Origin of the sequence: Pseudomonas batumici (assembly GCF_000820515.1) — a bacterium.
GTDB classification, from domain to species: Bacteria; Pseudomonadota; Gammaproteobacteria; order Pseudomonadales; family Pseudomonadaceae; genus Aquipseudomonas; species Aquipseudomonas batumici.
The window spans coordinates 42,744-60,700 of sequence record NZ_JXDG01000061.1; the positions used below are offsets into that span (position 1 = coordinate 42,744).

Annotated in this window: 12 protein-coding genes and 1 pseudogene; 3 read left to right on the forward strand and 10 right to left on the reverse strand. The window is 63.9% G+C overall.

Annotated elements, in window-relative coordinates:
* Window positions 1-56: 56 nt before the first annotated feature.
* Genes UCMB321_RS23295 through ptsP form a run of 3 tightly spaced genes read right to left on the reverse strand, consistent with a single transcriptional unit; the run spans window position 57 to window position 5,625 of the window.
* Window positions 57-1,811, reverse strand: coding sequence for a PTS fructose-like transporter subunit IIB (locus tag UCMB321_RS23295; RefSeq protein WP_040071013.1), 1,755 nt, complete (start codon window positions 1,809-1,811; stop codon window positions 57-59).
* 11 nt (window positions 1,812-1,822) lie between these two features.
* Entirely contained in the window at window positions 1,823-2,764 is a 942-nt protein-coding gene (pfkB, locus tag UCMB321_RS23300; RefSeq protein ID WP_040071015.1) for a 1-phosphofructokinase, read from the reverse strand.
* A complete protein-coding gene (ptsP, locus tag UCMB321_RS23305; RefSeq protein ID WP_040071017.1) occupies window positions 2,764-5,625 on the reverse strand; it encodes a phosphoenolpyruvate--protein phosphotransferase in 2,862 nt (953 codons plus the stop codon). Before ptsP ends, pfkB begins: the two co-directional genes overlap by 1 nt.
* 413 nt (window positions 5,626-6,038) lie before the next feature.
* Between ptsP and cra the strand changes: the two genes are divergently transcribed.
* Both cra and UCMB321_RS23315 read left to right on the forward strand, forming a co-directional pair.
* Window positions 6,039-7,034, forward strand: a complete 996-nt coding sequence (gene cra / locus UCMB321_RS23310) for a catabolite repressor/activator (protein WP_040071019.1) — start codon at window positions 6,039-6,041, stop codon at window positions 7,032-7,034.
* 2 nt (window positions 7,035-7,036) lie between these two features.
* A complete protein-coding gene (locus UCMB321_RS23315) occupies window positions 7,037-7,828 on the forward strand; it encodes a TatD family hydrolase (protein WP_040071020.1) in 792 nt (263 codons plus the stop codon).
* 147 nt (window positions 7,829-7,975) lie between these two features.
* Here the strand turns inward: UCMB321_RS23315 and UCMB321_RS31885 are convergent, their stop codons facing one another.
* The 5 genes and pseudogenes from UCMB321_RS31885 to UCMB321_RS23335 form a co-directional block, all read right to left on the reverse strand.
* Window positions 7,976-8,905, reverse strand: a complete 930-nt coding sequence (locus UCMB321_RS31885) for a methyl-accepting chemotaxis protein (RefSeq protein ID WP_425338610.1) — start codon at window positions 8,903-8,905, stop codon at window positions 7,976-7,978.
* Window positions 8,882-9,973, reverse strand: a pseudogene (locus tag UCMB321_RS31890) (methyl-accepting chemotaxis protein); the annotation flags it as partial. The gene UCMB321_RS31885 and the pseudogene UCMB321_RS31890, both read right to left, overlap by 24 nt.
* Before the next feature lie 207 nt (window positions 9,974-10,180).
* Window positions 10,181-11,017: a regulatory signaling modulator protein AmpE gene (gene ampE / locus UCMB321_RS23325; protein ID WP_040071023.1), complete on the reverse strand. Its 837-nt coding sequence runs from the start codon at window positions 11,015-11,017 to the stop codon at window positions 10,181-10,183.
* Complete coding sequence (gene ampD / locus UCMB321_RS23330; protein ID WP_040071025.1) at window positions 11,014-11,577, reverse strand: 1,6-anhydro-N-acetylmuramyl-L-alanine amidase AmpD; 564 nt, start codon at window positions 11,575-11,577, stop codon at window positions 11,014-11,016. The genes ampE and ampD overlap by 4 nt, the downstream gene beginning before the upstream one ends.
* A gap of 128 nt (window positions 11,578-11,705) precedes the next feature.
* Complete coding sequence (locus tag UCMB321_RS23335) at window positions 11,706-13,907, reverse strand: DUF1631 domain-containing protein (protein WP_040071027.1); 2,202 nt, start codon at window positions 13,905-13,907, stop codon at window positions 11,706-11,708.
* Between the two features lie 372 nt (window positions 13,908-14,279).
* Between UCMB321_RS23335 and nadC the strand changes: the two genes are divergently transcribed.
* A complete protein-coding gene (gene nadC / locus UCMB321_RS23340; RefSeq protein ID WP_040071029.1) occupies window positions 14,280-15,128 on the forward strand; it encodes a carboxylating nicotinate-nucleotide diphosphorylase in 849 nt (282 codons plus the stop codon).
* A 120-nt stretch (window positions 15,129-15,248) separates the two neighbouring features.
* Here nadC and UCMB321_RS23345 read toward each other — a convergent pair whose 3' ends face one another.
* A complete protein-coding gene (locus tag UCMB321_RS23345) occupies window positions 15,249-15,746 on the reverse strand; it encodes a methylated-DNA--[protein]-cysteine S-methyltransferase (RefSeq protein WP_040071031.1) in 498 nt (165 codons plus the stop codon).
* Window positions 15,743-17,239: a DNA-3-methyladenine glycosylase 2 family protein gene (locus UCMB321_RS23350; RefSeq protein WP_040071033.1), complete on the reverse strand. Its 1,497-nt coding sequence runs from the start codon at window positions 17,237-17,239 to the stop codon at window positions 15,743-15,745. Before UCMB321_RS23350 ends, UCMB321_RS23345 begins: the two co-directional genes overlap by 4 nt.
* Between the last annotated feature and the right edge of the window lie 718 nt (window positions 17,240-17,957).

The window sequence follows — 17,957 nt, forward strand, 5'->3', positions numbered from 1 at the left end:
CAGAACACCGTGTTGTGGCGAGCAGGCTTGCCCGCTCGCCACAAGGAACAACACAGTCAAGCTCGTGCCGGTTCGATACTCAGCTCAACCACTTCCGGCCGCTTGAGCACGGCATAAGCCAGCGCCGTCAGCAGACTGCCGGCGACAATCGCCAACAAGTACAGCAGCGCATGGTTGATCGCATTCGGGATCAGCATCACGAACAGGCCGCCGTGGGGCGCCATCAGCTTACAGCCGAAATACATCGACAAGGCACCCGTCAGCGCGCCGCCGGCAATGCTCGCCGGAATCACCCGCAACGGATCCTTGGCCGCGAACGGAATCGCCCCCTCGGAGATAAAGCACAGCCCCAGCACGAACGCCGCCTTGCCCGCCTCCCGCTCACCCTGGGCAAACTTGTGCCGTGCAATCAGCGTGGCGATCCCCAGGCCGATCGGCGGTACCATGCCCGCCGCCATGGTCGCCGCCATCGGTGCATAACTCTGCGACGCCAGCAGCCCGACCGAAAACGCATAGGCCGCCTTGTTGATCGGCCCGCCCAGGTCGACGCACATCATCCCGCCCAGCAACACCCCGAGCAAAATGGCGTTGGCGGTGCCCATGCTGTCGAGGAAATGCGTCAGCGCCTCGAGCATCCCCGCGACCGGTTTACCCACCACATAGATCATCACCAGGCCGGTGAACAGGCTCGCCAGCAACGGAATGATCAGGATCGGCTTCAGGGCCTCAAGGCTGGTGGGCAACTGCGCATAACGATTGATCGCCTTGGCGCTGTAACCGGCCAGAAAACCGGCGATGATCCCGCCGATAAAGCCCGCGCCCAGAGTGCTCGCCAGCAGGCCGCCGATCATGCCCGGTGCCAGGCCCGGACGGTCGGCAATCGAATAGGCGATGTAGCCGGCCAGCAAGGGCACCATCAACTTGAACGCGCTTTCGCCGCCGATCTGCATCAAGGCGGCCGCCAGCGTGCCGGGCTCCTTGAAGGCGGTGATGCCGAAGACGAACGACAGGGCGATCATCAGGCCGCCCGCCACCACCATCGGCAACATGAACGAGACACCGGTCAGCAGGTGTTTGTAGACACCGGTCTTTTCCTGCTTGGCGGGTGCCGCTGCGCTTCCCGTCGTGACTTGCTCAGGCCGGCCTTCGGCCAGCGCCTTGTCGAGGGTCGCGTCCGGTTGCTTCAAGGCGATACCGGTACCGCAACGGTAGATCTTCTTGCCGGCGAAACGCTCGGTGGCAACTTCGATATCCGCCGCCAGCAACACCACATCGGCCTCGGCGATCGCCGCCGCGCTCAGCGGGTTGCGGGCGCCGACCGAGCCCTGGGTTTCCACCTGCAGGTCATAGCCCAGACGCTTGGCCGACTGCTGCAAGGCTTCGGCGGCCATGAAGGTGTGGGCCACGCCGGTCGGGCAGGCGGTCACCGCCACCAGGCGCGGTGCGCGCTTGAGCGGCGCAACCGGTTCGGCCGCCACCTCGGGCACGGCCTTGGGTGCGACATGCAGCCGGGCCTCTTCGGCGCCCCGACGCAAGACCGCCTCGACATCCTGCAACGCCTGGGCCGGGGTGCTTTGAAAAACCCGCTTGCCGACAAACCGCGACATCTCCACCGGCACGCTGCTGACCAGCAACACCCATTCAGCCGCATCGATCGTCGCCGCCGACAGCTCGCGCTCCGGGTGCTGGTTGTCGTGGACCTCGACACTGGTGCTCCACCCCTGGCGCTGGGCCGCCGCATCGAGCAGGCGGGCGCACAGCACACTGGTGACCATGCCGTTCGGGCAGGCGGTAACAATGGCTAATTTCATGACTATTCCTCTTATTGTTCTGTCAGGGCGTGCACGCGGACGCCGCTTTCAAGCTGCGCCAACTGCGCCCTGTCGCTGATACCGAAACCGATCTGGGTCACCGCCTGGGCAGCAATCGCGGTGGCGGTGCGCAAGGTCTGTTCGGCACCGTGACCGCTGAGCAGTCCGTGCAGCATGCCGGCCAGCAGCGAATCGCCGGCACCGACGGTACTGGCGACTTGCACTTTCGGCGGCAGCGCCTGCAAGGCTGGCGCACCGGAAAACCAGTTGACCCCCTCGGCACCATGGGAAATCACCACATGTTCGATCCCCTGGGCCTGCAGCCGCGCGGCGGTTTCGGCCTGGCTCTGCAGCGAGGTCGCGGGAACCTGCAAGGCCTCGGCCAGTTCCTCGCCGTTGGGCTTGATCAGCCAGGGCGTCGCCGCGAGACCGGCGCGCAATGCCGCGCCACTGGTGTCCAGGGCGACTTTCAGACCGAGGTTTTTCAGGCGCAGCAGCAACGCCTGCAGCCACTCGGGGCTCACCCCTTGTGGCAGGCTGCCGGCCACCACCACGGCGTCGTGCCCCGGGGCGATCAGGTCGAGCTTGTACAACAAGGCTTGCCGCGCCTGTTCACTGACCAGGGGACCGGGACCATTGAGATCGGTGATCCGTCCGTCATGCTCGGCCAGCTTGATATTGCTGCGGGTTTCCCCCGGCACCCGGACAAAGGCGTCGACAAAGCCGCGACGCGCCATCAGGGCCTCGAACGCTTGCGGATTGCTGTCGCCGAGAAAACCGCAGACGGTCAGTTGATGCCCGAGGTCCGCCAGCACCTGGGCCACATTCACCCCTTTGCCAGCGGCGTGGGTGTGCATGGCTTCGCTGCGGTTGACCTGGCCGGGCTCCAGCCGCGCCAACTGCACGGTCAGGTCCAGCGCCGGGTTCAGGGTCAGGGTCAGAATCCGGGCCATTACCAGCTCTCCACGAGCGCGCGCACTTCATCGCCGCTGCCCACCGCCAAGGCGGCCTGGGCCAACGCCTGGGCCTGGGGCAGACCCAGTTCGCGCACCCGCGCCTTGACCTCGGGAATGCTGCGGGCCGAGACGCTCAGCTCATCCACGCCCAACCCCACCAGCACCGGCACCGCCAAGGGGTCCGCCGCCAGTTCGCCGCACACGCCGACCCATTTGCCATGGGCATGGGCCGCGCGCACGGTGATGTCGATCAGTTGCAGCACCGCCGGGTGCAGGCCATCGGCCTGGGCCGAGAGCGTCGGGTGACCACGGTCGATGGCCAGGGTGTATTGGGTCAGGTCGTTGGTGCCGACGCTGAAGAAGTCCACTTCCTTGGCCAGCACCGGCGCCAGCAGCGCCGCCGACGGTACCTCGATCATGATCCCCAGTTGCAGGTCGGCCACCGGGATTTCCTGGCGCAGACGCTCGGTCATGTCCCGGGCCTGACGCCATTCGGCGACGCTGCCGACCATCGGGAACATGATCCGCAAAGGGCGGTTATCAGCGGCACGCAGCAAGGCGCGCAGCTGCCCTTCCATGATCTGCGGGCGCTGCAGGGTCAGGCGAATGCCGCGCACACCGAGGAAAGGGTTTTCCTCCTTGGCGATCGGCCAGTACGGCAGCGGTTTGTCGCCGCCGACATCGAGGGTCCGCACCACCAGCGGTCGGCCCGCCAGGCCGTCGAGCACGCGACGGTATTCGGCTTCCTGGGTCGCCTCGTCCGGTGCCTGCGGATGGGCCATGAAAATCAGTTCGGTACGCAGCAGGCCGACGCCTTCGGCGCCCTGCTCCACCGCGCTGGCGACGCCCGCGCTTTCACCGATATTGGCGAAGACCTCGACCGCGTGGCCATCGCGGGTCAGCGCCGGTTCGTGACGCTGCTCCGAGGCCTCGCGCAGACGCTGCTCACGGGTATCGCGTTCCTGCAGGGCGCGCTGCAAGGTCGCGGCATCCGGCGACACATGCAGGCGACCGCGCTGCCCATCGATCAGCAAGGGCGTGCCGGGTGCCAGCAGCAGCACCGCCGCGCCGGCACCGACCAGCGCCGGAATGCCCAGGGCGCGGGCAACGATCGCACTGTGGGCCGTGGCCCCGCCACGGGCGGTGAGAATCCCCGCGACCCGCGCCGGATCCAGCCGCGCCACGTCCGACGGACCGACTTCATCCATCACCAGCACATAAGGCTGATCGGGTTCGGCCAGGGTTTCGACGCCGCACAGTTGCGCCAGCACGCGCCGACCGACATCCCGCAGATCCGCCGCACGCTCGGCCAGCAAGGCGTCGTGCAAGGCCTCCTGCTGCCGGGCCGCCGCCTCGACCACCGCCATCCAGCCGGCCTCGGCACTTTCGCCCTGCTTGAGACGGGCCTCGACCTCATCACTCAGTTCCGGGTCGGCGAGCATTTCCTGATGGGTGATGAAAATTTCCCGGATGGCCTTGGCCTTGCTGCGCTGGATCAGGCCGTCGATGTCCTGGCGCACCAGATCCAGGGCCTGCTGCAGACGCTGGCGCTCGACCAGCGCCGACTCGCCGCGCAACGGGTAATCGAACTGTTCCAGCACCTGGACATGCGCCGGGCCGACGGCGATTCCCGGTGCGGCGGCAATGGCCTGGAGCTGGCTGCCGGCACTCGGCGCCAGCAGGGGCACCAGGACTTCCTCCGGCTCAGGCGTGGCGACACTGACCGCCGGCAATGGCTCGACCTCCTCGCCCAGGCCTTCCTCCACCGCCGCCAGGAGCGCGGGCAGGGCATCGGCGGCAATGCTCGGCTCAGCGATGAATTCCAGCACCTGGGCGCGCCGTGCGCCGAGGCTGAGCAACTTGCTCAGGCTCTTCACCGACACCGCGCCGCCGGCACCGTCGACGATGCGCACGCGAATATCGCCTTCGAAGTTTTTCGCCAATTGCGCCAGGACTTTCGCCGGCCGGGCGTGCAAGCCGTGGGCATTGGCCAGGGCAATCCGCGCGCTCGGCCAATCGGCTGGCAGCTCGCCGCCGAGGACTTCGAGCACCGCGCGGCTGCTGGTGGCGCGGCCGAGCTCCTGGCCACGCCCTTCGATCAGCAGCGCGCACAGGCGTTCGAGCAGGGCCTGGTGGGCCTCGCCGAGACTGGCCAGGCAGAACAGGCCGTTCAGGGGCTGGCCGAGGTAGCGCAGCGGTTTGTTCGGGGTCACGAAGGCCAGGCCCGGACGCTTGACCGTCTGCTCACTGTGCAGCCACCACAAGCCGTCGCCCAGGGGCAAGGCTTCGACCTGCTGCAGCACGGCGGCAAAACCATTGCTGACGCAATCGGCCTGGCGCAGCAGGCGCGCGCCCCGCCAGACCAGCTCTTCGAAATCCTCCGCAGCCACGCCCAGGCCGATCATCTGTGCATCCAGCGCCAGTTCCTGCGGCGCGCCCTGCAACAGTTTCAGCAGCGCCTCGGCGGAGCTGGCGCGACGCAGGGCCTGGCCCAGATCGGTCTCGCCGAGGGCCCGGGTCAGCAGTTGCAGCAGGCGCAAGTGCTCATCGGAACGGGCGGCGATGCCGATGGCCAGGTAGACGATCTGACCGTCGCCCCAGTCCACGCCGTCGGGAAATTGCAGCAGGCGCACACCGGTGGCGAACACCTGGTCGCGGGTTTCCGGCGTACCGTGGGGAATCGCAATACCTTGGCCGAGAAAGGTCGAGCCCTGGGCTTCGCGAGCCTGCAAGCCCGTCAGATAACCCTCGGCCACCAGGCCGTCGGCCACCAGATTGTTCGCGAGCAGTTGCAGGGCCGCAGACTTGTCCACGGCCGACTGGCCCATGGAAATCTGCTCTACGGTGAGCTCGAGCATGCCTTTCTCCTATTCAGCGTCAGGTGGACGCTAGGTATTGTTTTGAATGAACCAGCTTAGGCCGGTGGCCCGAACAGTGTGAAACGGTCTTTCGGCAGGACCGTGACACGGGCCGAATGCCTCAAAAATACGCTTGCTGAAACGTTTAATCTAGAGTGTTCCACACGTTACTCGATTATCGTTCGGCGTTGAAGCCCCCGCGGTCACTTCAAAATCCCGGGATAGGCCTGCAGGACAGGGCTTGGTAGCTAAGCGTTTGACGTTCTCGAGGCTCCTGCATCAGTTTTGTGTACAGTCCCACACTGGAACCGCCGTCGTCTTTTGACAACTCGACGACGAAGGTCGACTGCCGGAATAGGATACGATCAGCGAAAATGCGGACACGAGCTGCAGCACAATAAGGAATTTCCCGTTTGAAACTCAGTGATATCGCCCAACTGGCCGGTGTATCCGTCACCACCGCCAGCTACGTGATCAACGGCAAGGCCGAACAACAGCGCATCAGCAACAGCACCGTTGAACGGGTGCGGGCCGTGGTCGACCAGCATGGCTTCACGCCCAATCCCCAGGCTGCCGGGCTGCGCAGTCGCAAGACGCGGACCCTGGGTTTCATTCTGCCGGACCTGGAAAACCCCAGTTACGCGCGCATCGCCAAGCTGCTGGAGCAAGGCGCCCGCGCCCGGGGCTACCAGCTGCTGATCGCCAGCTCCGACGACGCCCCCGAGAGCGAGCGGCAACTGCTGCAACTGTTCCGCGCACGGCGCTGCGATGCGCTGTTCGTCGCCAGCTGCCTGCCGGCGGACGACGACAGCTATCACCAGTTGCAGGCGCTGGGCATACCGGTGATCGCCATTGACCGGGAAATGGAGCCGGCGCACTTCTGCTCGGTGGTCAGTGACGACCAACAGGCCAGCCTGCAACTGACCCGCAGCCTGCTGCACCCCTTGCCTCGGCATATCGCCCTGCTCGGCGCCCGCTCCGAATTGAGCATCAGCCGCCAGCGCGCCGCCGGTTTCCAGGACGCCTTGCAAGGGTTCAAGGGCGAAGTGTTGATGGCCCATGGCGAAGCCTTCAGCCGCGAGTGCGGTCGCCAGTTGATGGACGACCTGGTCAAGCGCCTCGGCCATCTGCCGGATGCCCTGGTCACCACCTCCTACGTCCTGCTGCAGGGCGTGTTCGATGCCCTGCACGATCAACCGCTGCAGGCGCAGCCCCTGCGCCTGGGCACCTTCGGCGATACCCAACTGCTGGACTTCCTGCCCTTGCCGGTCAACGCCATGGCCCAGCAGCATCAGTTGATCGCCGAAAAGGCCCTGGAACTGGCCCTCGCCGCCATCGAGGAAAAGACCTACCAGCCTGGCGTCCAGGCCATCGCCCGAACCTTCAAGCAGCGACTCCACGAGGCCTGACCGTGGAGCTGATCGACACCCACACCCACCTCGACTTTGCCGATTTCGATAGCGATCGCCACGAGGTCCTCGAACGCAGCCGCGCCCTCGGCGTGGGGCGGATGGTGGTGCTGGGGGTTTATCAGAAAAACTGGCAGCGGCTCTGGGACCTGGTGCTGAGCGACCCGCGGTTGCACGCCGCGTTCGGCCTGCACCCGGTGTACCTGGACGATCACCGTCCGGCCGACCTCGATGAGCTGGGTGATTGGCTGACGCGCTGCGCCGGCCATCCGCAACTGTGCGCGGTGGGCGAATTCGGCCTGGATTATTTTCTGCCGCAGCTGGATCGCGAACGCCAGCAAGGGCTGTTCGAAGCCCAGTTGAAACTGGCGGCCGACTTCGCCCTGCCCGCGCTGCTGCATGTGCGCCGGAGCCACGCGGCGACCATTGCCACCCTCAAGCGATTTCGCCTGGCCCGTGGCGGCATCATCCACGCCTTCGCCGGCAGTCGCGAGGAAGCCCGGGAATACCTCAAGCTGGGCTTCAAGCTGGGCCTGGGCGGTGCCGGCACCTGGCCGCAGGCCTTGCGCCTGAGCAAGGTCATCGCCGAGCTGCCGCTGGACAGCGTGGTACTGGAAACCGACTCACCGGACATGGCGCCGGTGATGTTCGCAGGCTTACGCAACAGCCCCGAGCATTTGCCGGCCATCTGTGCGGCCCTGGCCGAGCTGATGAAAGTCAGCCCGCAAACCCTGGCAAGCACCAGCAGCGCCAATGCCTGTGCGCTGTTCAATTGGCCTGTGGCGGCGGCCTGAGCGCCGGTTTCTCGATGTAGATACCGTCTTGCCCCTTACGCGATCGTTGTGGGAGCTGGCTTGCCGGCGATGGCGTCCCTGAGGTCGATGCAAGACTCAAGGGCCTCATCGCCGGCAAGCCAGCTCCTACAGAAGACGTGCGCCGCTTCAGACCCTGAACGCACCGATCAGTTGCCTGAGTTCCACCACCTGCCCCGACAGCAGCCGACTGGCACTTTCGGTCTGGTGCGCGCCCTCGGCCGTACGCTCGCCGGCGCGATTGATCTCGACGATGTTCTGGTCGATATCGTGGGCCACGGCAGTTTGCTGCTCGACCGCGGCAGCGATCTGCTGGTTCTGGTCGACGATCATACCCACCGCGCCAAGGATATTGTCCAGCGCCTGCTGGACCTTTTCCGACTGGCTCACCGTGCTGCTGGCCATCCCATGGCTGATGCCCATAGCCTTCACCGCCGCGCCCACGCCGCCGTGGAGCCGGCTGATCATCTGCTCGATTTCCTCGGTTGACTGCTGGGTACGCTTGGCCAGGGTCCGCACTTCGTCGGCCACCACCGCGAACCCCCGGCCCTGCTCGCCGGCACGGGCCGCCTCGATGGCCGCGTTGAGCGCCAGCAAATTGGTCTGCTCGGCGATGCTCTTGATCACCTCCAGCACCCGGCTGATGGACTGGCTGTCGGTGGCCAGTTGATTGATCACCTGCACCGACTGATCGATCTCGCCGGCCAACTGCGCGATGCTGTTCTGTTGCGACTCGACCAGGCCACGCCCGCTGAGGGTTTCGCCATTGACACTGTGGGCGCTGCTCACCGCGGCCGCCGCGCTGCGGGCCACCTCCTGGGCGGTGGCCGACATCTGGTTCATGGCGGTCGCCACCTGCTCGATCTGGCTGCGCTGACCGGCCACCGCCTGGTTGCTGCGGGCCGACACCGACTCGACCTGCCCGGCCTGGCGCTCGACCTCGCTGACGGTCTGCCCGACCCGCTCGATCAGGTCATGGATCTTCGCCACGGTGCCATTGAACACGCCCCCCAGCTCACCCAGCTCATCGCGGCTATGGGCGACGAAATTGACCGTCATGTCACCGGCCGCCACCTTGTTCATCATTTCCCCCAGGCGTCGCAAGGTGGTGCGGGTCGAGGCATAGAAACCGCCGTACAGGTAGACGATGGAGAAGAACACCGCCGCCAGCGCGACGACCAGCGACAGCATGTGCAGGCGATTTTGCGCCAGGCGCTGTTCAAGCTCCTGACCGAGATAGGCCAGGGTCGCATCATTGAGCTGGTAGGTCTGCGCCATCAATGCGCTGACCTGGTCGTAGAAGGCCGGCCAGGGCGCCTCCAGGGTTTCGGCCATCACCACCTGCTCTTCGAACAGCTCGCTGCCTTTCTTCAACGATGCCTTGCTGGTGGCAGCCAGTGCATCCAGGGCCGTGTGGGCATTTTTGCTGGCGCCCAGGGCATCCTGGAGTTTCAGCGCGTATTCGGCCTGCAATTTCTCGATCTGCTGCTGCAGCTCGTCGAAGCGCGTGCTCGACGCCGAATTGAGAAAACCCTGGCCCAGGGAATAGGCGCCAATGGAACGGCCTTCGCCGAGGAGCTGGGTCACTTGCGGGGTCACGCTGCTCACCAGTTCGCTCAACTGCCGCAGATCGCTCTGGTTATCCCGACTGAGCCCCGACTGGCTGGCGACGATCTGGCTGAAGATCTGCGCCTTGGCGAGCAGCTTCGCGATCAGTGCGCTTTTGCTCTGCAGGGAATTTTCGGACTGCTGGGCCTTGAAGGCACTGATCATTTCATCGCGCTTGGCGTTGAAGGCATCGACCTGCTCGGGGTCGATCGTCACCGGCGCCAGGCCTTGCAAGCGCGCCAGGACGCTCTGCTCAAGGGCGTGGATCCTGCTTTCCAGGTCCCCCGCCTTGCCGGATTGGCCAAGAACCACGTTGATCTGCACCTGGTTGTTCAGGGTTTCCAGATCCCGCCGCAGGGTCAGGCTGCTGCCCAGCAGGTCGAGGCTTTGCAGCTCGATCTGGGTGCCGGAGAATTCGCGATAGGAATCGCGTACCAGGTAGAAGTTGGTCACCAGCATCGGCACGAAGAACAGCACGCTGATCAGGCTGAACTTCATCCCGAAGCTCAAGCGGTTCATCAGGGCGACGGCGGGATATAGCAAGCTCTTCACTGGAACGCTCCCTTTCGTATTATTTTTATCGTGGCAGGCACGGCAAGGCACAAAGCCAGTATCCGCAGCTACTGCTTGTATAACTTAATTTGAAAGGGAGTTTTGTAACTTAAGGTTAATGCCGCTTCGCCCGCGACAGCCGCCCGACGACCCGGCGGCTGTAGGAGCCTGGGATCAGATCAGCACGGTCCAGAGGGCAAACCCGGCATACCAGAGCACCGCCGCCCGCAGCAGCAATTCCCACAGGCTGTCCAGGCTGCTGACGCCATCGGCACCGACCACCGGCGCCGGGACTTCCCCGGCGACACGCCCGACTTTCTCCACCAGTTGCCGCGCGCTGATGTCCCAGTTGAGCAACTCATGCAGCATCACCCGGCTGACCCCGACGAAGTTGCCCACCAGCGCCAGGCTGGCCGCCAGCAAGCGCACCGGCAACCAGTCGAAGGCGTGCCGCAGCAAGGCGGCGCGCTCCGCCAGCGCCGGGTTCCGGCTATGCCGTGCCGCCAGCGCCAGCAACCGATAACTCAGCGCCGCCACCGGGCCCAACAGGAAATACCAGAAAATCACCACGAAGAAACTCTGGTAGGCCTGCCACAACAGATAACCCTGGACCTTCTCCAGCAACTCGTCGCCGTTCTCGGCGCACACATCCATGTCACGCTTGGCCACATGCACGGCCGCTTGCACATCAGTGCGCCGCCAGGCATCGCGAAACGGCCCGAGGGTCGCCAGCAAATCCCCACGCCCCAGGCTGTAGATCACCACCAGCAGGTGCACCGGCAGGGCCAGCAAGCCATAGGCCACCGGTTGCAGGACCATCAGCAGCAGACCGAGCAAGACCACCGGCAACAGCACCAGCAGGCTCAGCACCAGCCAGGGCCGTGCGGCCGTCCGCGGGGCGGTTTCCAGCTTGGCCAGCTCCCGCAGCCAGGCACCATCACGCTGGACACGCTGGCGCAGGGCCGAGAACTTTTCGATCCAGACCGCCAACAGCAGCACCATAAAACTCATTGTGACTCTCCTTTTTCCAGCAAGGCGGCCCGAAAGCGCCCCCAGTCGAACGCTGGCCCCGGATCGGTCTTGCGTCCCGGGGCGATATCACTATGGCCGCAAATCCGTTGCGGGGTTATGGCCGGGTAAGCGGCTCGCAGCTGACGGGTCAAGCCGATCAGCGCTGCGTACTGTGCGTCGGTGAAAGGCAGGTCGTCCGTGCCTTCCAACTCGATGCCCAGGGAAAAATCGTTGCAGGTTTCCCGTCCCTCGAAAGACGAAACCCCGGCATGCCAGGCCCGCTCCAGACAAGAGACAAACTGAGTGACTATACCGTCACGCTCGATCAGAAAGTGCGCAGACACGCGAAGGTTGGCGATACCTTCAAAGTAGGAATGTTCAGTGATATCCAGGCGATTCTGGAAGAACTCCTGCACCTTGCCCGTGGCGAACTGCCCCGGCGGCAGGCTGATGTTATGGATCACCAGCAGGGAGATTTCCCCGGCCGGACGCTGGTTGAAGTTGGGCGACGGACAGTGACGCACGTCCTGGCACCAACCGCTGGCGGGATCCAACTGCATACCGATTCCTTCGAAGACAAGACGACGGGCTCAGTATGCCGTGATAGGCACGCGGATGGGTCAGCAAATCCGCGGTTATAGTGGAATTTTTCTCAACCGCCGCCCGCGACGGGACAAGCGCGGCGCACTCAGCGCGTCGTCATTCGCCGCAGGTTGCCGATGACCGAGGCCAGTGCCCGGTCGAACAGCAAGGCGTCGTCGAGCAAGCGCACCGCGCCCCGGCGAAACTCCACGGCCAGGGCCTGCGCCGTGCGCTCGAGCACCTTCATGCCGGTGCGATTGACGAAAATGTACTTGCCGCCCGGCTCGATGATCGCCGTCAGCTTGCAGCGCAGGCTGCTGTCCTCGTCCTCGCGGATTTCCACCCACTGGCCGATGTGCAAATCCCGGACCCAGAGCAGGCCGGCGTCATCGGCCGGCAACTCGAAGGTGGTTTCGTCGCTCAGGCGCTCGTGGGGCGCACTCAGGACAATCTCTTCCACCACCTCCACCATCGCCGGCACCGGTGTCTGCGGCTCGGCGCTGCGCTTGGCCAGTTGCTGGAGGACCTGGACATGGAGGAGTTCCAGCTGGCTGAAAAACTCGCTGGTGGCGAAGGGATCGAAGGCGGCGCTGGCCAGGCCGTCGCGCAGGGCCTTGAGCAACCCCGGCACCAGCTCCAGCAGCTTGAGCCGCGCATCGACCGGATCCTGGGGATCGACACTCCAGATCAACTCGTCCATGGTCTGCAAACCGGCCTGCCATTCGGCGGAGGCTTCCCCCTGCTTCAGCCAGGTCAGCAACAGCACCTTGCTCCAGGCCTCCTGGAGCAGGCGCACCACCACCTCGGGCAAGGTCTTGCCCAACAGCCGCGCGTTCATCACTTCCTGGACCCGCTGACGAGCCTGTTCGGCCTTGGCCCGGCCTTCCTCGGCATCACGGGTGCGCTGCTCGAGCAATTCGCTGCGCCGACGCTCGTCGCCGGTAAAGGCGAGGAACTCCGCCAGCAACTCGGAAAAAATCGCCGGGTCATCGACGAAGTCATTCAACAGGCGCTGCACGATCTGCTCGATGCGCACGTACAGGGCATCGCGCTGATGGTCGTCACGCGCGCCCCAGCCCAGGGCGGCCGAGGCGATTTCGTTCAACAGGCGTCGCGCCGGATGACTGCCGCGACTGAAGAAACTCTTGTCCAGTACCGCCACTTTCAACATCGGGATCTGCAGGCGGCCGATCAGCGCTTTCAGCGAATCCGGCAGGACCCGGTCATCGAGGATGAATTCGAAGAGCATCGCGATCAGATTGATCACGTCCTCGTCCATGCCCCCGACCACCCGCGACTTGCCGCTTTTCACGCTGACCCGGGTCAACAGCTGTTCCAGCTGATTGCGCAGGTCGAAGTCTTCCGGCGAACTCGGTTCCGGCACATATTGCTGCAGATGCGAGAGCAGGCGCAGCAGGTCGTTGGTGGAAATCGGCTGGACTTCGGAGCCGGCCTCGAGCTTGGGCGCCACACTGCCGCGCACATGCAACAGGAGTTCCTGCAAGGCGGCGAACATTTCCTGCACGCTTTCGTCCAGGGGCTTGACGCTGGCGGCCGGGGCCTGACGCTCACCTGCACTGGCCGACGACCGGTCGCTGGTGCGCCGCGCCGGAGCAGCCTTGAGTTCCGGCAGCACGCCGGTGGCGATCAGCAACTGATTGGCTTCGGCATACAAGTGGTCGGCGTCGCTGAGGACATATTTCTCGAACAGCTTGAGGATGATCAGCTTGACCTTGATCTCCACCCCGAGGTCGCGCCCGGCCTCCAGGAAATAATCGCAGAGCATCGCCGGTCCCATGGGATTGCTCGCGTCGTCGACACGCCGGCTGATCAGGGCATTGAGACGGGTGCTGAGTTGCCCCAGGGCAAAACCGTCGCGGCTGAGCACCTTGGCAACCATGGCATCCAGGGCCACGGTGCGTTCGAGCTCGTCGTTGGGTACCAGTGCCAGGGCCTCGTAGTCCACGGCCTTGGACAGCGTCGGCTCGCTGGTGTCGTACTGGCCGAGACCGTCGAAGGCCTCGAAAAACCGCTGGAGAAAGCCGCGCTCGATGCTCTTGCGCTTGAGACGCAGGTCGCGCATGGCTTCGAAGAAGGTGTTCTGGTCGACATTGTTCTGGGCCTTGTCGGCCATTTCGAACAAGGTGTCGTCGGCGTTATCGAACAGCGCCTGCAAGCCTTGCTTGAGCTGCAGCGCGGCCTTGTCACGCACCTGGGTGAGAACCACGGGCAAACGAGCCAGCGGCGACGGCGTCGCTTGATCGTCGGAGGTCTTGTGCAAAGGCACGACTTTTCCGTCAATGTGCATCAAAGCCTCCTGCTGCAGCGGTTCTGTCGGTTCAGCGTGAAAGATCGGTCTATGCGGGGGCGGGCATGATGGCTCACAACCGCCTCTCGGTGAACACGGAGGCACTCACCGGCTATCGATAAATCGGGGAAGCACAGATACGTCAAAGCTATGACGTCAATTACAAGGCAGATTATCTTGCAAAAGATGTCACCTTTACTAGTGGCCCTCTGCAATTCCTTTGCATAAATCTGCAGAAACAGACCGTCGGACAGGCAAAACGCTCACGGCAAGCGACGAAAGGCGGGACCGAAGGTCAGTGAAAGGCCACGCGCCTTGGGTTGGGCGGCGCCCTGGCCCTATAATCGAGGCACTTTGTTTGTGGAGTCCGTTATGCCGAATCTACGCCTCGCCGACCTGACCGCCGAAATCGAAGCCAACGTGCGCCGTGCGTTGCACGAAGACGTCGGCAGTGGCGACATCACCGCGCAATTGATCCCCGCCGAGCGCCTGGCCAAGGCCACCATCATTACCCGCGACGAGGCAACCATCGCCGGTACGGCCTGGGTCGATGCGGTGTTTCGCCAGCTCGATCCGCGGGTGGCCGTGCATTGGCAGGTGCACGACGGCGAACGGGTGCAGCCGAACCAGCCGCTGTTCCACCTGGAAGGTCCGGCGCGTTCGCTGCTCAGCGGCGAACGCAGCGCACTGAATTTCCTGCAGATGCTTTCCGGGGTCGCGACCCATGCGCGGTATTACGCCGACCAGGTCGCCGATACCGCGGTCAAGCTGCTGGACACCCGCAAGACCTTGCCCGGCTTGCGCCTGGCGCAGAAGTACGCGGTGACCTGCGGCGGCTGTCATAACCATCGGATTGGCTTGTACGACGCGTTCCTGATCAAGGAAAACCATATCGCCGCCTGCGGCGGGATCGCCCAGGCGATCAGCGCGGCGCACAGGATCGCCCCGGGCAAGCCGGTGGAGATCGAGGTGGAGAGCCTGGCCGAGCTCAAGCAAGCGCTGGCGGCGGGGGCGGACATCATCATGCTGGATGAGTTGAGCCTGGACGACATGCGTGAAGCGGTGCGCCTGAATGCCGGCAAGGCCAAGCTGGAAGCCAGCGGCGGGATCAATGAAAGCACGCTGCGTCCGATTGCCGAGACGGGCGTGGACTACATCTCCATTGGCGCCATGACCAAGGATGTGAAGGCGGTGGACCTGTCGATGCGGTTGAGTCTCTGATAGGACTGGCACCGCCCACCGTGTAGGAGCGAGCTTGCTCGCGATCAGCCGGCAGGCTGGTCTTTCGATGGTGCTTTCAATATCGCCATCGCCAGCAAGCTAGCTCCTACAGACCGTGGTTCAACGCAACGAAAAGCGCTGCGCCTCATGCTCCAGCAACCATTGCTTGGCCGCCAACCCGCCACCGAACCCGGTCAGGGTACCGTTGCTGCCAATCACGCGATGGCAAGGCACGATCACCGGCACCGGATTGCGCCCATTGGCCGCCCCGACCGCCCGTGACGCCTTGGGTCGATTGATCTGCCGGGAAATTTCGCCATAGCTGGTGGTCACGCCGTAGGGAATGGTCACCAGGGCCTGCCAGACATCTTTCTGAAAGTCCGTCCCCAACATATTGAGTTTCAGATCGAACTCGACGCGCTCGCCGGCAAAGTATTCCTCCAACTGCATGCGCACCTGCGCCAGCTTGTCCGGGGCATGCAACCAACCGTCCAAGGGCGTCTGCGGCCGATAGTCCAGCTCGAAGCGCACTTCGCGCAGCCCGTCGTCATCGGCCACCAGCATCAGCGGGCCGATGGGCGAAGGGACGATGTCGTAGTAAATCCGGCTTGCTGTCATTTTTGACTCCTGCGTATCGATTCTGCCTCGCTCGCCCCGCGCCACAGGTACATCACCGTATAGGCGCGCCATGGCCGCCAGTCTTCGGCGAGCAACTCCAGCGCCTTGGTACTCAAGGGCGGAACCTCCCTGACCACCTCGCGTCGCAGAATCAGGTCCGCCGCCGGGAAGGCGTCGGGATGATTGAGCGCGCGCATGGCGATGTAGTGCGCGGTCCATTCGCCAATACCCGGCAGCGCGACCCAGCTTTTGACGAAATCATCGAGACGTTGTTCTGTGCGAAAACTCACCCGACCGTCCAGCAAGGCCCGGGCGATGCCTTGAATCGTGGCGGTGCGCGTCCTGATCACACCGATGGAGCCCAGGTCCGCGTCGACCAATTGTTCCGGTGCCGGAAACAGCCGATCCAGGCCGGGAGCCGGCGGTGCTTCAAGGACAGTGCCGAAACGGCTCAACAGTCGCGACGCCAGGGTGCGGGCCGACGCCACACTGACCTGCTGCCCCAGTACAGCCCGCACCGAAATCTCGAAACCGTCCCAGCCGCCGGGCAGGCGCTGCCCGGGATAGCGTTCGACCAGCGGCGCGAGCACCGGGCTGGCGCCCAGGGTGGCGACGATGGCCTGCGGGTCGGCGTCCAGGTCGAACATCCGGCGAATCCGCGTGACCACCGGCAGCATCTGGCCGGGCGGGACATTGAACAGCTCCAGCTTCAGGGCATGGGCGCCATTCGGCCAGGCGCTGACCTGTAGCCAGCTGGGCGACTCGTGGTTGCCGAAGACTCGTTTGTAGCCGTGCTCGTCAACCACCTCGATGCCCGGCAATGCCCGACTGCCGAGGAACGCCAGCAGCGCCTTGAAATCGTAGGGTGGCCGATAACCCAGGCGCAGGACCAGGGCATTGTTGGCATTGGCCAACGGCTTGCGACGAAACTCCCGGGGCGGCGCATGGTTGGCCTCGGCAAAGGCCGAGTTGAAGCGGCGCAGGCTCTGGAAACCGGAGGCCAGCGCCACTTCGGTGATCGGCAGCGCGGTTTCGGTCAGCAATTGTTTGGCGAACAACAGGCGCTGGGTGGCATGGACCGCGATAGGCGGTGCGCCGAGGTGCCTGACGAACAGGCGGCGCAGTTGCCGGGCGCCGACATCGAGCCGGGCGGCCAGATCATCGAGGGATTGTTCGGCGAGAAAACCTTCGTGGATCAGCTTCAGCCCACGGGCCACCAGATGCTCGCCATGCAGCCAGATATTGTTGCCCGGCGCCAGTTCAGGGCGGCAACGTAAGCAGGGCCGAAAGCCCAATGCCTCGGCGGCAGCGGCGCTGGGGTAATACTGCACGTTCTCGACCTTGGGCGGACGCGCCGGGCAGACCGGACGGCAATAGATCCGAGTGCTGAGCACCGCAGTGAAAAACACCCCATCGAAACGCGCATCGCGGCTCAGGCGGGCCTTTTCGCAGATCTCGGCGGAGGGGAATGAGGAAGCAAGGGTCGTGTTCATGGGCAGAGACTAGCACCGGTGATGGGGCTGTTCTCGCCATTTTCGGACGTGAATAATTGGTGCCGGAGATAGACAAACGGTATGTTTCAGGCGCGTTAGGTTTTCCGGGCATCTGGATTTCGGTGGAAAATATGGCGAACCTCAACAAGTAACTATAAATAAATCAGCTGTTTATGGCATTCAGTGGAATCGAACCAGAATTTATTGAAATGTCACCACGCTTTCAGTTTGTAAGCAATTCAGCGCTGCATCAAGTGGGTTGCAGCTCAATGCGATGCAACCGGAGAGTCATTGATCGGAATGGCTGCAGACATAATCCATCACTATCACAAGGCGAAGGTTATCGGCGCTCCAGCAGAGGGTATTGAGAGGCTTCGGCTACGAGCTGAAGCTATGGCAGGCGGTTTCTGACTGTCAGCCACCCGCGCTTGACGAGCCCTACAGGTTGGCTTTAGGCCCAGAGAAAGCCTTTAGTGCCACTCCTGCTCCATTACAGTCGTTGCAGCCTCCACGAGGGCTTTGGCCCTACTAAAGCGGGCCTGCCGCTTATTGCGACAGCAAAAACTTGCACAGCACACAGGGTTTTATGTAGTTTATAGAGCGAAAATGGCCATATGACATCATCATGCAAAAACTAAGATCCGCCAAGGTAGATAGTTCTGAAAAATCATAAAAGCCGGATCTTGTTAAGATTAGAAAATGCGGACATCAATATCAT